A 16,151-nucleotide genomic window follows, 5' to 3' on the forward strand; every position below is an offset into this window, starting at 1 on the left:
AAGCTTTTCTCCTTCTGCAATTAGTTTTGTACCCCAAAGATTTTGTTTGAGAACTTCAACGTCAGCTAAATATTTATCTAACCGCAAGGTAGCTTGTGCCATATTTAGAGCCTTTTGTTGCTCTCCTCTGCTATGCAAAACTACTGCAAGTGCTAATTGCGCTCCTGTTAAGTCACTATTAACTTGAACTGCTTTTTGCCATTCCTGAATAGCTTCTTCAACATCTCCCCTTTCGTATTTGATATACCCAATTTTTGCGTTAGCTGCGGCAAATTTTTTATCTTTGGTAAGCGCCTGAGCATATTGAGATAATGCGGCGTTATCATCTCCTTGCTTTTGGTAAACTACACCCCGACAGTAGTAGCCCTTCGCATCATTAGGTTGAAGTATAATTACTTGATTGCAATCTACTAGTGCGGCTTGATAATCGTTTAACTCCTTAAGGACAAAACCCCGCGAGTAGTAGTTGTTAAAATCATTGGGTTGAATTTTAACTGCTCGATTCAAATCTGTTAGTGCTGCTTGATAATCTCTCAACAAATAGCTGAGATCACCCCGCTGGTAGTAAGCGTTGACATTATTGGGTTGAAGTTTAATTGCTTGATTGTAATCTGTTAGTGCAGGTTGGTAATTTTTCAACTCTTTGTGGACATTACCCCGCAAAACGTAGTATCTGCTATTATTGGGTTGAAGCTTAATCGCTTGATCATAATCTGCTAGTGCTGTTTTATAATCGTTCAACGCAACTTGGACATTACCGCGCAAAGCGTAGTTATCGGCATTATCAGATTGAAGCGTAATAGCTTGATTGTAATCGGTGAGTGCTTTTTGATACTTTTTTAACAAAAAGTGGACATTACCCCGCTGCTGATAGGCGTTGGGATAATTGGGTTGAAGCTTAATAGCTTGGTCGTAGTCTGTTAGCGCTGCTTGATAATCCTTTAAATATCGGTGGAAACTAGCCCGCAAAGAATATTTAAGATGATTGGGTTGAAGTTTAATCGCTTGATTGTAATCTACTAAGGCTTCTTTATACTTGTTCAAATTTTTGTAGACACTAGCCCGCAAAACGTAGTAGTTGCTATTGTCGGGTTGAAATTTAATCGCTTGATTGGCATCTGCTAGCGCTGCTTGATAGTCTTTGAGTTCTTGGCGGACAATACCCCTCAAAACATAGCTTTCGGCGTTATCAGGTTGAAATTTAATTGCTTGGTTCAAATCTGCCAGTGCTTCTTGATAATTATTCAACAGATAGAGAACATCACCCCGCAGCCTGTAGGCATTAGCATTATCAGGTTCAAGTTTAATTGCTTGAGTATAATCTGTTCGTGCTTCTTGATACTTGTTCAACTCTTTATGGACAGCACCACGCAAAATGTAGCTATTAGCAATATTAGAGTTATATTTAATCGCTTGATTAAAATCTGCTAGCGCTGCTGGATAATTTTTCAAATCTTTGTGGAACTTACCCCGCCAGTAGTAAGCAAAAGCATTATCAGGTTCAACTATAATTGCTTGCTTGTAATCTGCCAGCGCTGCTTTGTTATCTTTAATCTCAACGTATAAATTACCTCGCGAAACGTAAGCATCATAATTATCAGGTTCAAGATTAATCGCTTGCTTGTAATCTGCTAAAGCTGATTGATACTTTTTTAACCTAACCTGGATATCACCTTGGAGAACGTAGTTCTTGGCGTTATCAGGTTGAAGAGTAATCAATTGATTAGAATCTGCTAATGCTGCTGTATAATCTTTCGACAGATAGCGGATATAAGCGCGCATGAAATAGTTGAAATCAAAACCCTGAATATTAATCGCCTGGTTAATTGCTTCTAGTGCCTCTGGATATCTTTTTAATTGAGTTAATATTCCAGAACGAAGAACATAAAGACTCAAGTCTTTATCTGTATTGTACTCAATAGCTTTATCAACTGCTACTAGAGCCGCTGAATATCTTTTTAAATTATTTAATACACTACTTTTATATTTCCAAGCTTGATAATGATATGGCTTAATAGCAATTGCTTTTTCAAGCGCATCTAGAGCTTTTTCATATTTATCCTGTTCATTCGATAATACTAAACCAATTGCGTAATGAGCTTCATAAGAGTTTTTGTTTAACTTCAGTATTTGTTCTAAAACATCTACCGTTTTTGAATATTTTTTGATTCGCCATAGTTTATTAGCATATTGGAATAAATCATCCTCATTTGCGTTGGGTAGTGGCTCTTTAATAGCAAACAATGGATGTTCCCATAGCGCATTAATTTCTGAATCTTTGGTGTTTAGTGTATCTGTACTGACGAATAATTCTTCCTTTATTCCTGTTTGTTTGGCTAAATTCAAAATACTAATGCTAGGTACACCATACCCAAAACCTATTTCAGTAGAACAGCGTTTTTTTTCTTGGTTTTCTTCATTAGCGCAGGTTATTTTTTCATCGTCAATACCTCCATTAATACCAATGACTCGCCCCATAGCATCCAGTAATGGTCCTCCACTCATTCCGGGCTGGGATAAATTGGAGTAACTCAAAGCTAACCTATAACCATCGTTAAGGAAATAAGTCAATAAATCTTGGTTGTCTATATGTTCAAAGAAATTCTCTCTTATCTGAAGATACCCTGGATTTAATTTTGAGTTTTTACTCCCTGCGGGAAACCCAGATAAAAATACCCAAAATTGCTTCGTTTTTTGATTAATATAATCAAAAGCCGAGCGATTGTACGTAGAAATAGTTGCTATTGGATAAAATTTATTACTGGTAAACTTTATCAGTACTGCATGTGTTCTCTCTGACTTAATTTTTTCTGGTTGTACTGCATATCGCTTGCCGTCTGGGGTAATAATTTGATGTTGATAATCTGATTCTTTGAACAGATGACCTGCCGTAGCTACATAGTAAGTGTTTCCTTGCTTAGCAATTATTACTCCCGATCCATTCTCATTAGATTCCCGATTATGATTATCTTTTTTCGATTTAAAGTCTATTCTTACAGTAATTTGTTGAGCTATGTTATTAATTTTATCCGCTAATGTATTACCTACTGGCGGTTTTTCAGCTTGCTGCCGATTCCGCCACTCAGGAGGAATAACTGCTAAGTTAGGAGCAACTTTTGCTAAAGTTTGAATGGGAACAGCAAAACTAAATTTTTTCAATCGTTGAATTTCTTGTGCATTAGGAACCGTCCCATCTTGATAAGTGTAAGTATCGTTTAAAATCGCATTGTTATTTAAACCATTTATCCCAATTAATTTACCTTCTTGATTTAATAGTGTTCCTCCGCTCATCCCTTGTCGAACTTCATTGGTATACCCGATTTGATAACCACCGATTAATGGTTGAGGAGAAAGCACAGATATTTTTCCATTGGTGATGACTAAGTCTTTGCTATCATCAGGAAACCCAGCAGCAAATACTTCTTGATTTTCTGATAAATTCGAGTTAGTCGCTAAAGCAACAACTTGGTAGTTTTCCTGAGATTGAAATTGCAAAACAGCTAAATCATCACCTGATAAAGAATTACCGCGACTAATAACTGTAGCCCTATGGATATTACCATCAGGTGTTTGGATACGATGAGTCCCTTTAGTACTGATAACATGGGCGTTAGTTAGAATAGTGTATGTCTGTCCTTGTTTGCTAATTAATACTCCACTTCCACCTTTATTATTACTCAATACTTTAACATTGACCGCTTGAGCCAACTGACGAATTTTTTCCGGAGATAGGGTATTATTTGCAAGTATAGAATTGGTTTGATTAGATACTTTCTGAGATATTCCAGCGTAGCTGCTAGCAAACATCAGGAGACTACTTAAGCTAGCGATCGCAACAATCTTGTAGTGTTTCATTTTTTCCATTGCTCAAAAAACCTTGAGTAAACCCATAGATAAAAAATACTCGTAGTAAGCGTCCACCTGTAGGGGAGAACGCCGTACCCTATACCCGCGGGCTCGCTGCGCTAACAGGAACCCCTAAAGGGGAACGCCCCTACACACTCTATCTGTTATGTTATTTCAGGAAATTGGTATTATTTCTTGACTCCCAATGCTTGGATCTGAGGATGAGAGAGAAGCTTTTCTCCTTCTGCAATTAGTTTTGTACCCCAAAGATTTTGTTTGAGAACTTCAACGTCAGCTAAATATTTATCTAACCGCAAGGTAGCTTGTGCCATATTTAGAGCCTTTTGTTGCTCTCCTTTGCTATGCAAAACTACTGCAAGTGCTAATTGCGCTCCTGTTAAGTCACTATCAACCTCAACTGCTCTTTGCCACTCTTGAATAGCTTCTTCAATATCTCCCCTTTCGTATTTGATATACCCAATCTTTGCGTTAGCTGCGGCAAATTTTTTATCTTTGGTGAGCGCCTGAGCATATTCAGATAATGCGGCGTTATCATCTCCTTGCTTTTGGTAAACTACACCCCGACAGTAGTAGCCCTTGGCATCATTAGGTTGAAGTTTAATAGCTTGATTGCAATCTGCTAGTGCTGCTTGATAATCTTTTAACTCCTTAAGGACAAAACCCCGCCAGTAGTAGTTGGTAAAATCATTGGGTTGAACTTTAACTGCTCGATTCAAATCTGTTAGTGCAGCTTGATAATCTTTCAAGAAATAGCGGACAACACCCCGCCAATAATAAGCATTGGCATTATCAGGTTGAAGTTTAATCACTTGGTTATAATCTGCTAGTGCTGCTTGATAATCTCTCAACAAATAGCTGAGATCACCCCGCTGGTAGTAAGCGTTGACATTATTGGGTTGGAATTTAATTGCTTGATTGTAATCTGTTAGTGCAGGTTGATAATTTTTCAACTCTTTGTGGACATTACCCCGCAAAACGTAGTTATCGGCATTATCAGGTTGAAGCGTAATCGCTTGATTGTAATCCGTGAGTGCTTTTTGATACTTTTTCAACAAAAAGAGGACATTACCCCGCTGCTGATAGGCGTTGGGGTAATTGGGTTGAAGCTTAATTGCTTGATTGTAATTTGCCAGCGCTGCTTGATAGTTTTTGAGTTCTCTGTGGAAAAGACCCCTCAAAAAATAGTTTTTGGCATTATTTGGTTGAAATTTAATTGCTTGATTAAGATCTACCAGCGCTGCTTGATAATCGTTCAGCTTAGCAAGGACAATAGCTCGTGAAACAAGCGGTCTGGTATCATTAGATGGCAAGATTTTTAGGGCTTGATTAAAATCTTTTAATGCTGCTTGATAGTCTTTGAGTTCTTGGCGGACAATACCTCTCTCAATATAGTTCTCGGCGTTATCTGGTTGAAATTTAATTACTTGGTTCAAATCTGCCAGTGCTTCTTGATACTTGTTCAAAAGATTGAGAACACTACCCCGCCAGTAGTAAGCATTAGCATTATCAGGTTGAAGTTTAATCGCTTGATTGTAATCTGTTAGTGCAGCTTGATAGTCTTTATGTTTTTGGCGGACAATACCTCTCTCAATATAGTTCTCGGCATTATTTGGTTGAAATTTAATTGCTTGGTTCAAATCTGCCAGTGCTTCTTGATACTTATTCAACAGAGAGAGAACATCACCCCGCAGCCTGTAGGCATTGGCAATATCAGAGTTATATTTAATCGCTTGATTAAAATCTACTAGCGCTGCTGGATAATTTTTCAAATCTTTGTGGAACTTACCCCGCCAGTAGTAAGCAAAAGCATTATCAGGTTCAAGTATAATTGCTTGATTAAAATCTGCTAGCGCTGCTGGATAATTTTTCAAATTCTTGTAGATATTACCCCGCTTGTAATAGGCACCAGCATTATTAGGTTGAAGCTTAATCGCCTGATTAAAATCTGCTAAGGCTGCTTTATTATCTTTGACAACATCGTAATAAGTGCCTCGCCAAAAGTATAGAATTGCTTGCTCTGGTTGAAGTTTAATCGCGTAATTATAATCTGCTAGTGCTGCTTTATTATCTTTCAAACGCTTGTATAATTCACCTCGCGAAGCATAAGCAGTAGCATTATTAGGTTGAAGCTTAATTGCTTGATTATAATCTATTAACGCCGCTTTATTATCTTTAATATCGAGATAGAAATCACCTCGCCGAATGTAAGGATCAGCATTATTAGGTTGAAGCTTAATTGCTTGACTATAATCCGCTAATGCTGATTGATGCTCATTCAATTTAGCATAAATAATACCTCGTGCAATGTAAGCAGTAGGATGATCAGGTTGAAGTGTAATCAATTGATTCAAATCAGTAAGTGCTGCTCGGTAATTTTTTAAAATAATGTGGATATTAGCCCGTATGAAGTAGTTAAAATCCAAACTCTCAATTTTATCAGGATCGTTAATTTTAATTGCCTTGTTAATTGCTACTAGTGCTTCTCGATATTTTTTTAATTCAAGTAATATTGAGGAACGAAACACATAAAGACTAAAATCTTCACTATTAGACTTAATAGCCTTGTCAACTGCTGCCAAAGCCAATGAATATTTTTTCAAATTATATAATACATTACTTTTAAATTTCCAAGCAGTCTCAGAGCAGTGTGGTTCAATAGCAATTGCTTTATCAAAAGCATTTAGAGCTTTTTCTTTTTCATATTTTTCCTCTTTATTCGCTAATATTGAACCAATTACATAATAAGTTTTACAAGATTCTTTGCCCTGCTTCAGTATCTTTTCTAAAGCAGCCAATGCTTCTGAATATTTTTTGACTCGCGATACTTCATTGGCATATTCAAATAACTCATGTTCATTTGCATTTGCTGGCGGCTTTGCGATAGCAAATATCGGATGCTCCCACAGTGAATTAATTTCTGAATCTTTGATGTTTGGTGTCTTAGAACTGACAGCTAACTTTATTCCTGCTTGTATGGCTAAACCTACAATACTACTACTCGGTACACCGTAACTAAAACCTATTGGTAAATCTTTATGACTTCCATTAATCCCGTTTGGTGGAGTTTCAGTACCGCCATTAATTCCGATCACTTGTCCCATAGCATCTAGTACTGGTCCTCCACTCATTCCTGGTAGCGATAAATTGGAGTAACTTAGATTTAACCTATAGCCTCCATTCAGGTAATTATTCAACAAGCCAGGGCTGTCTGTACTTGCAAATAAATTTTCTTTTACCTGAAGATACCCTGGATTTAATTTTGTCTTTTTACTCCCTGCGGAAAAACCAGATAAAAATACCCAAAATTGTTTTGGTTTTTGGTTAAAGTAATCTAAAGCGGATTGGTTATAGTTAGAAATAGTTGCACGTGCGTAATTTTTATTACTAATGAATTTTATCAGTACTGCGTGTGTTCTCTCTGACCTAATTATGTTTTCTGGTTGTACTGCATATTGCTCGCCATCTGGAGTAATAATTTGATGTTGATAATCTGATTCTTTGAACAGATGACCTGCCGTAGCTACATAATAAGTGTTTCCTTGCTTAGCAATTATTACTCCCGATCCATTCTCATTAGATTCCTGATTATTTTTCTTAGATTTAAAGTCTATTCTTACAGTAATCTGTTGAGCTATGTTATTAATTTTATCCGCTAACGTATTACCTACTGGCGGTTTTACAGATCTCTGGTTGTTTCGCCATTCAGGAGGAATAACTGCTAATTTAGGAGCAACTTTAGCTAAAGTTTGAATGGGAACGGCAAAACTAAATTTTTTCAATCGTTGAATTTCTTCTACATTAGGAACCGTCCCATCCTGATAAGTGTAAGTATCGTTTAAAATCGCATTGTTATTTAAACCATTTATCCCAATTAATTTACCTTCTTGATTTAATAATGTTCCTCCACTCATCCCCTGTCGAACTTCATTGGTATACCCGATTTGATAACCACCGATTAATGGTTGAGGAGAAACCACAGATATTGTTCCATTGGTGATGACTAATTCTTTGCTATCATCAGGAAAACCAGCCGCAAATACTTCTTGATTTTCTGCTAAATTCGAGTTGGTTGCTAAAGCAACAATTTGGTAGTTTTCCTGAGATTGAAATTGCAAGACAGCTAAATCATCACCTGATAAAGAATTACCACGACTAATAATGGTAGCCCTATGCATCTTACCATCAGGTGTTTGGATACGATGAGTCCCTTTAGTACTGATAACATGGGCGTTAGTTAGAATAGTGTAAGTTTGCCCTTGTTTGCTAATTAATACTCCACTTCCGCCTTTATTATTACTCAATACTTTAACATTGACCGCTTGAGCCAATTGACGAATTTTTTCTGTAGATAGGGTATTAGTTGCAAGTATAGAAGTGGTTTGACCAGATACTTGCTGAGATATTTTAGCGTAGCTGCTAGCGAACATCAGGAGACTACTTAAGCTAGCGATCGCAACAATCTTGTAGTGTTTCATTTTTTCTATTGATAAAAATAGTGTTGACTAAACCCATAGATAAAAAACACTCGTAGTAAGGTACTTTAGCGGTTATGACGCATCTGTTTTTTGCTAGCACTGAAGCATCTACTACGAGAATATCTACTGACATAGCACCAGCGTGATATGAGCAAGAATTGATATTATTCTTTTTCTACAGGGGCTGTTTCCAGAAACTTCTTCATGTCGATTTTGTAGTATACTTGAGGTCTGGCAGAACTATGCTCTATCGGTTTAGTACTACGTCCTCTCAGGCGGTCTTTGAGTTCATCAAGAATCCGGACGGAATCATCTTCGCTTCGTAAAGTTAGCAATATAGTTTCGCAGGGACCATCTATTTTTTTTGCTGTACAAATTACCGATTGACCATTGGCTGTAGCATTAGTGATGTAAGACAAGCTTTGATTGTCAAAAGCACTTTGAAACCTTGATGATACTTCCTCACAGCGTTTGTCAGGAGTAATAGTTTGACTGTTGAACCAAGGGTACTTCCAACGGATAACTGCTATTTTTCCCCGCGATGTCCAACCATAAGTTGTGGGAAAGCGTTTATCAGCTTTTTGGTCGTAACCCGAAGCACAGATAAAGCGAACTCCGTCATCAGCTTTTGCTTGACTAAGCATAGAAGTCATGCAGATAGCAGTTAGGACGCAGCTGGTAAATAACAAACCTATTGACTTGAAGTTCATATTTTTCTCCTTTAACGCTAATCAAGAAAAATTTGGGGATAATTGCAAACCGGTTATTTCTTCAGAACAGTAAAATTAATAAATACTAAAATTACCGCTCTCGCTTTGTTAATATTCATCTTAAAGCCTGAGTTATAGATCTCTCTTTATTTGAGAATAAGTTCATCAATTTAACTTCAAGAGCTATCTTGGTGAAATTTTCTTCAACATCGTTAATGTCTATCTGGTTGCTGCTAAAGTAAAGTTGATAAGTCAGTTATGGCTTACGTAAATTAACCCGGTGTTTGGTGAAAATCTTTGCTTTAAACACTAGAGAGCCACGAAGAAACCAGTTTTCAAGCTTCCCGTGCATAATTCCTTTTGGTTTATAAATAAGTTCTTAAATGTTGTAAGAATTCAGTTAAGGGAAATCGTAGGTTGGGTAGAGCGTCAGCGAAACCCAACAAACGCTTATAAATTTTGGGTTACCCTGCGGGAAGCTATCGGCAGCACAATAAAAATTCGGTGCGTCATATAAAATCAAGTACTTTAAAAACTGTAGTTATTGAATTTATTCTGTAATTTGTAACAGAAGCCAAAAGATAGTATCATTTATGCACAGGCAAGTCAATAGTCTGTGTAAAATCAACACTAAGTATGTTCTCATGTAAAAGTTTATCATAATTTATGAACAAAGAAGCGTTTGAACACATTTATCAATATGAGTTAACTCCTAAGCAGAAGAAGGTATTGCCATTATTTTTACAAGGACAGACAGATGAACACATAGCCAGAGAACTTGGTGCTACGCATCGTTCTACTGCTAGTCATCAGCTGAGAAATATATCGACTAAATTTGGCTTTCCTCCGGAAATAGAACCAGATTACCGTTGTAATTTGATTGAGATATTTGCAAAATATAAGCCGGAGTTAGTCAGTCTTAAAGCTTTAGGAAAATGCGGGCATATCATTCATCAGATAAGGTTTCCAGAAGGTTCAGAGCCAGTTAATTCTGCCTTTTATCAAGAACGTTCTCCGATTGAATCTCGTTGTTATAGTGCTATCAAAGAACCAGGTGCGCTCATTCGGATTAAAGCTCCTAAACAGATGGGCAAAACTTCTCTTTTAAAAAGAATTAGATCTGAATCTAAAAAGAATGACTATAGCACAGTTTACCTAAATTTCAGCTTAATAGAAACAAATAAATTTACCAATGTCAATGATTTTTTGCGTTGTTTTTATGCTTATGTAAGCAATCAACTATCTTCCGCACCTTCTCTACAAGCCTGGGATGAAGATACTCCCAGTATGGTCAATTGCACTCGAACTTTCCAAAATTTACTCAAAAAATTAGATGGTGTTTTAGTTCTCGCTTTAGACGAAGTTGATAAATTATTTGAGTATCCTGAAATTTATGAAAATTTCTTCCCCATGTTGCGTAATTGGAATGAAAATGCCAATGAATCAGAAACATGGGAAAAATTGCGGTTATTAGTATCACATTCCACGGAGGATTATGGACGTTTAGATATTAATCAATCTCCTTTTAATGTAGGTTTACCGATAAAATTAGAAGAATTTAATGAGGAGCAGGTAAAAAGTTTAGCTATTCGACACGGTTTGGATAGTAAATCTATTCTTCCCATAATGTCTTTAGTTGGAGGTCATCCTTACTTAGTGCGATTGGCATTTTACTATCTAGTACGTCAGGATGTAAGTATTGAGCAATTAATCAAAGAAGCAACTACCGATACAGGAATTTATACTGAACATTTACGCCGACATTTGGAGACTCTTCAAGAAAATCAAGAATTAGGAACTGTCTTTAAAGCAATATTGAAGACTAACCAAATAGTAAAATTAGAACAAAAAAATCGCCAAATCTATCAATTAGACAGCATGGGACTAATTAAAATTAACAATAATATTGTTATACCACGCTGCCGTTTGTATCAGGAATATTTTTGCGAGCGTCTCTAATGAATGCAGCTTCAATAAGTGCTACTCCTAATTTAGGTTGAATTAGACATATTCGTGAAAATTAATTATGTGTTGGGCGAACGGCTTACTCTGCGAGAAGCCGGAGGTTACGCCCCTACATGACTATATCAAAAATTGAACTAGTATAAAAATCATGGAATTTGACAACTATTATAAAGTTGGTGGTAGTTTAAATCCTAATCATCGAACTTATGTATCACGAAAAGCCGATGCACAAATTTTTCAACAGTTGAAAGCTGGAGAGTATTGTTTTGTATTCAACTCGCGACAAATGGGAAAATCTAGTTTGCGAGTTCAAACAATCAAAAAACTCAGAGCAATAGGCATAAAATGTGCTTCTATTGATTTGACTATCCTTGGTAGTCATGTCAGTCCTGAAAAATGGTATAAGGGATTTGCCAATCAGTTATTAAGTAGTTTGGAAATTGATGATATAGATTTTAATAGTTGGTGGTTACAGCATGACTCTTGGACAGATGTGCAGCGATTAAACTTACTTCTTGAGTCTTTGGTATTGAATCAATTCTCAGCGAATATTATCATTTTTATTGACGAAATTGATACTTTGCTCAAAACTCAATTGAAAGATGATTTTTTTGCTTTAATTCGTGCTTGTTACAATCAACGTTCAGAATCTAGCAAATATGAACGTTTAACTTTTTGTTTGCTAGGAGTAGCGACACCAGGAGATTTAATTCAAGAGAGAGAACGTACCCCGTTTAACATTGGTAGTTCTATAGAACTAACTGGATTTAACTTTGTTGAAGCGAAAGATGCATTAATTCCAGGGTTAGTAGACAAAGTAGAGAATCCAGAAGCAATATTACAAGATGTATTGTACTGGACTGGTGGGCAGCCATTTCTAACACAAAAGGTGTGTAGTTTAATTGCTCTAGAAGGAGCAAATAGTTATTTAAATGTTAACGAATTAGTTGATAAATATATTATCAATAATTGGGAAGCTCAAGATGAACCAGAACATTTAAGGACTATACGCGATCGCCTACTGCGGAACGAACAAAAATCAGCTAGATTATTGGGATTATATCAGCAAGTTTTGCAATCTACTGAAACGGTAGTTGTAGATAGTAGCCAAGCGCAAACAGAATTAAGGCTATCAGGTTTAGTAGTTAAGAAAGACAGATATTTGAAAGTATATAATCCCATTTACCAAGCAGTTTTTAATCACGATTGGATTGAAAAAGAATTAGATAAACTTCGTCCCTATAGTGAAGCCATTAATAACTGGTTAAATTCTCATAAACAACCCTCCTGGCTACTACAAGGGAAAGCTTTAGAAGAGGCTTTAATATGGGCAGTTGGTAGAAATCTTAGTAACACTGATTATGAATATTTACAAGAAAGCCAAAAAATCACCACAAAATTACAAATTGAAGCTAATCAGAAATTGACGAAAAGTAATCAGAAATTAGCCGATGATAATGAAATAGCTAGCCAAAAACTGGCAGAAACCAATAAACAAGTAGCTAAAGCTAATCAGAAAGCAATATATATCATTTTCATAGGAGGAATAGTTGCGACTATTATGATTTTTGTAGGACAGTATTTACTACATCAAACAAAGGAAGCTACAAGACTGACACAGGTAGGGTATAAAGCCGAACAACAATCTAAATCCCAGCAAATTGAAGCTTTATTGTTAGCGATGAAAGCTAGTCAAGATTTAAAACAGCTTGTGCAAAATCAGTCTTCTTTAGCAGAATATCAAACAACTACTCCGTTATCAGCTTTACTAAATATTCTCGTCAATATTCGTGAATATAATCAATTTAATATTGGTCAAACAATAGGTGATAGTGCTGTGAGTTTTAGTCCCGATGGTCAGCTAATAGCTTTTGCCGCTGATGACGGTACTATTAAACTATGGAAGCGAGATGGTACTCAAATTAAATCCCTCTATGGGCATAAAGATACAGTGAAAAGCTTAAGCTTTAGCCACGATAGCCAATTCATAGCTTCTGCTAGTGATGACCGTACTATTAAAATCTGGAAGCGGGATGGTACTTTCACCAAAACCCTCTCTGGACATCAACGTTCGGTAGTCAGTGTGTCATTTAGCGACGATAACACTATCGCTTCTGCCAGCAAAGATGGAACCGTGAAACTTTGGCAATTAAATGGAAATCTGATTAAAACTATACCTATGAAAATGCAGAGTCATTTAATTAAAACTGCTGCAATCAGCCCTAATGGTCAAATTATTGCTGTCGGCGGAGAAGAAGAAAATATTGAACTTTGGAACCGCAATGGAAGCTTCATTAACACTCTTTCTGGTCATCAAGGTTTGATAACAAGGATCACTTTTAGCCCGGATGGAGAAACTATTGCTGTAGTTGATAATGACACTACCATTAAACTTTGGAAACTTAATGGCACTTTAAGACAAAATATCAAGGGAGATACAAGAATAAACACCGTTAGTTTTAGCCCCAATAGTAAAATTATTGTTTCTGGCAGCACTGACAAAACTATCAAACTCTGGCAACTAGATGGTACTTTAATTGATACCTTTGTTGGACATAGTGATTCGGTCGTCAGCGTCAATTTTAATTCCGATGGGAAAGCGATCGCTTCTGCTGACAAAGATGGGAACGTTAAACTTTGGCACTTAGATGTATCTCCGGTAACTAAATTAAATGGACATCAAAATATGATTATCAGCCCTAATGCGGATATCATAGCTTCGGGTGGTAATGGAACAGTAAAAATTTGGCAGAGAGATGGAACTTTAATTGATACTGTACAAGGATATATGCAAGGACATCAAGGTTTCGACAATAGCTTCAGTTTCAGCCCTGATGGTAACAGTATTATTGTTGGAATGAATCGAGGTGCTAAACTTTGGAAGAGGGATAAGACGCTCAAGCTAATTAAAGCCCTCCCTGATTATGAAGGTCTGCTAACAAGCGTCAGTTTTAGCCCCGACGGTAAAATTATAGCTTTTGGTACTGATAAAGGAATGATTAAAATCTGGAAGTTAGATGCTCCTACTCTTATTTCATCCCATATTAAAGATATTCATAAAAATTGGGTAAACAGTGTCAGTTTTAGCCCAGATGGTAAAACTATTGCTTCTGGTGGTGATAGTGACGATAGAACTATCAAACTTTGGCGTTTGGATGGAACTTTAATTACTACCCTGAATGGACATAGAAAAGATATTAATAGTATAAGTTTCAGCCCTGATGGAGAGACTATTGCTTCAGGTAGTGCAGATCAAACTATTAAACTTTGGAAACGGGATGGAACTTTAATTACTACCCTAAATGGACATAGCCGTTCAGTGACAAGCGTCAGTTTTAGCCCTGTTGATAAAATTCTTGCTTCTGCTAGTGATGACGGGACTATAAAACTTTGGAAACAGGATGGAACCCCGTTAACTACCCTCACAGGACATAAAAAGCCAGTGAAAAGCCTAATTTTCAGTCCTGATGCCAAGATTATTGCTTCTGCTGGTGAAGATGGCAAAGTAATTTTGTGGAACTTGGATTTGGATGATTTACTAGCACGAGGATGTCAATGGCTTCAAGATTATTTTGCTACTCATCCAACAGAGCGTGATGAGCTACGGAATCATTGTAAAAATGGGTTGCGTAAGTAATATCAATTCTTTAAAAGAACACGACGCTTACGCACGAACCCTGGCTATTGTTCTACTCTCCCTATACCAAGACTGAAGAAAGTTGCTTGAACATCCTCAATACTTAAGCCGCAGTAATAATATTTCTTTTCTTGTAGATTAGCTATGTAGTATCCTGCTAAACCGCCATTAATCCGAAAAAGGGAAACTAGCAGCGATTCAGTAGTAATTCCATAAGATTCAGCATTTTCTAATCCAATTGGTATGTGATTTGGGCTACAAAGCTTGGCTCCCTTAACGTACCACTTGCCACCCTCACATCTAATCACCCGGTAGTAAATTGGATAAATAACTGGACTCATCGCTCATAATTCGATTTAATAAAGTAATGTAGCCCCCCAGGTGCTAGCTGGGGAAGCTAATTGCTAGTTAGTTACGTTTAGGATTTGGTGAATCATCTTCATTTTCATCCATGCTAAGCTGATGCGCAGCTAGATTATATAAAACGAAGATGTGAAATTATTGTAGTGCGGGCATCTTGCCCGCGTCGCATATACAAATTAAATGCGCAACAGCTTATCCGGTCGAATTTCTTCCGGAATCTGTTGGTTGAAAACGATCTCGCTCTCACCAGTTTCTGCATCAGTCTTTGCCCATAATCCTGGATCTAGGTTTTCGTAGATGGATGATGGGTTAGTGTCCTTTGCGTCTCCGTTACGACTATGACTAGCATTGTTTGGTGAGTTGACCAATTGCATCACCTCCTTTTCTCACCTACACCTCATTATCCCATGTTTTCAAAGCTAAATAAGCAAAATGCATTGTTTTTATTGGAAAATAAGGCAAGGCATCGGAACATGATTCAAGAGGATTTTTCCAGATAGGGGGTACGACTTTCAGCGGTTAGCTTCGCTATTGCAGCAGAAAGTAACCAATCAGATAAAGTCTGACCCGAAGCAACGACCGCCGTATCAATTTGCTTTTCTAAAGAAACTGGAGGGCGAAATCCCATCATGCGTCCCTTTGGTTCTTTTCCAGGTTCAATAGTGAAACAAGTTTCATTCTTCTTTTTCGGATTTCTAATTCCTGGGTTTCCTGTCCGTCCTACAACTCCTGCCATCTTTTTTTTTATGCCACGTTTTCATGGCATTATTTTAGCAAATCTGCTCTTGGCTATCTGTAACTCTGTCGCACTACATAAAATTACAATAAGCTCTCGATAGAGCTAAATATTTTTATTTAAAAAGCGACGATCTCTTAAAGTCCAACAGAGAGTGATGAGCTACGGAATCATGTAAAAATAAGTTGCGTAAGTCACCTGGAATAGTACCAAGTATGTGAAGTTTTGTAAAACGACTGAAAAGGTTTGTAGTTGCACTTCGGTGCGCTAAAGCGCAACTACAAACCAAAGACATGATGTAGGAATTAATAGCGGTTCGAATACTGCACGGGTTTTGCCAAAAACTTAAATCTAATGTAGGTTGGGTTGAGGAACGTAGACGCCCTTGGCGGCTTCCC

Annotated in this window: 8 protein-coding genes; 2 read left to right on the forward strand and 6 right to left on the reverse strand. The window is 37.0% G+C overall.

From position 1 onward, the window contains the following. The 3 genes from G4P69_RS15345 to G4P69_RS15355 all read right to left on the reverse strand — a co-directional run. A partial coding sequence (locus G4P69_RS15345; protein WP_208350465.1) for a serine protease occupies window positions 1–3,855 on the reverse strand: 3,855 nt, incomplete at its 3' end. Window positions 3,856–4,034: 179 nt separating this feature from the next. Then, window positions 4,035–8,342: a tetratricopeptide repeat protein gene (locus tag G4P69_RS15350; protein ID WP_208350468.1), complete on the reverse strand. Its 4,308-nt coding sequence runs from the start codon at window positions 8,340–8,342 to the stop codon at window positions 4,035–4,037. A gap of 164 nt (window positions 8,343–8,506) precedes the next feature. Next, entirely contained in the window at window positions 8,507–9,052 is a 546-nt protein-coding gene (locus G4P69_RS15355; RefSeq protein ID WP_208344725.1) for a COP23 domain-containing protein, read from the reverse strand. 666 nt (window positions 9,053–9,718) lie between these two features. On the opposite strand from G4P69_RS15355, the gene G4P69_RS15360 reads away from it, so the two are divergent. Further along, window positions 9,719–11,011: an AAA-like domain-containing protein gene (locus G4P69_RS15360; protein WP_208344726.1), complete on the forward strand. Its 1,293-nt coding sequence runs from the start codon at window positions 9,719–9,721 to the stop codon at window positions 11,009–11,011. A gap of 154 nt (window positions 11,012–11,165) precedes the next feature. Continuing rightward, on the forward strand, window positions 11,166–14,654 hold the full coding sequence (locus G4P69_RS15365) for a WD40 domain-containing protein (RefSeq protein WP_208344727.1): 3,489 nt from the start codon (window positions 11,166–11,168) through the stop codon (window positions 14,652–14,654). Window positions 14,655–14,698: 44 nt separating this feature from the next. Here the strand turns inward: G4P69_RS15365 and G4P69_RS15370 are convergent, their stop codons facing one another. The 3 genes from G4P69_RS15370 to G4P69_RS15380 all read right to left on the reverse strand — a co-directional run bounded on the left by G4P69_RS15370 (window position 14,699) and on the right by G4P69_RS15380 (window position 15,753). Further along, a complete protein-coding gene (locus tag G4P69_RS15370; protein WP_208344728.1) occupies window positions 14,699–14,995 on the reverse strand; it encodes a hypothetical protein in 297 nt (98 codons plus the stop codon). Between the two features lie 198 nt (window positions 14,996–15,193). Further along, on the reverse strand, window positions 15,194–15,391 hold the full coding sequence (locus G4P69_RS15375; protein ID WP_208344729.1) for a hypothetical protein: 198 nt from the start codon (window positions 15,389–15,391) through the stop codon (window positions 15,194–15,196). Between the two features lie 104 nt (window positions 15,392–15,495). Then, window positions 15,496–15,753, reverse strand: a complete 258-nt coding sequence (locus tag G4P69_RS15380) for a hypothetical protein (RefSeq protein ID WP_208344730.1) — start codon at window positions 15,751–15,753, stop codon at window positions 15,496–15,498. Window positions 15,754–16,151 lie beyond the last annotated feature (398 nt).

This window comes from Aetokthonos hydrillicola CCALA 1050 (genome assembly GCF_017591665.1).
Lineage (GTDB): Bacteria > Cyanobacteriota > Cyanobacteriia > Cyanobacteriales > Nostocaceae > Aetokthonos > Aetokthonos hydrillicola.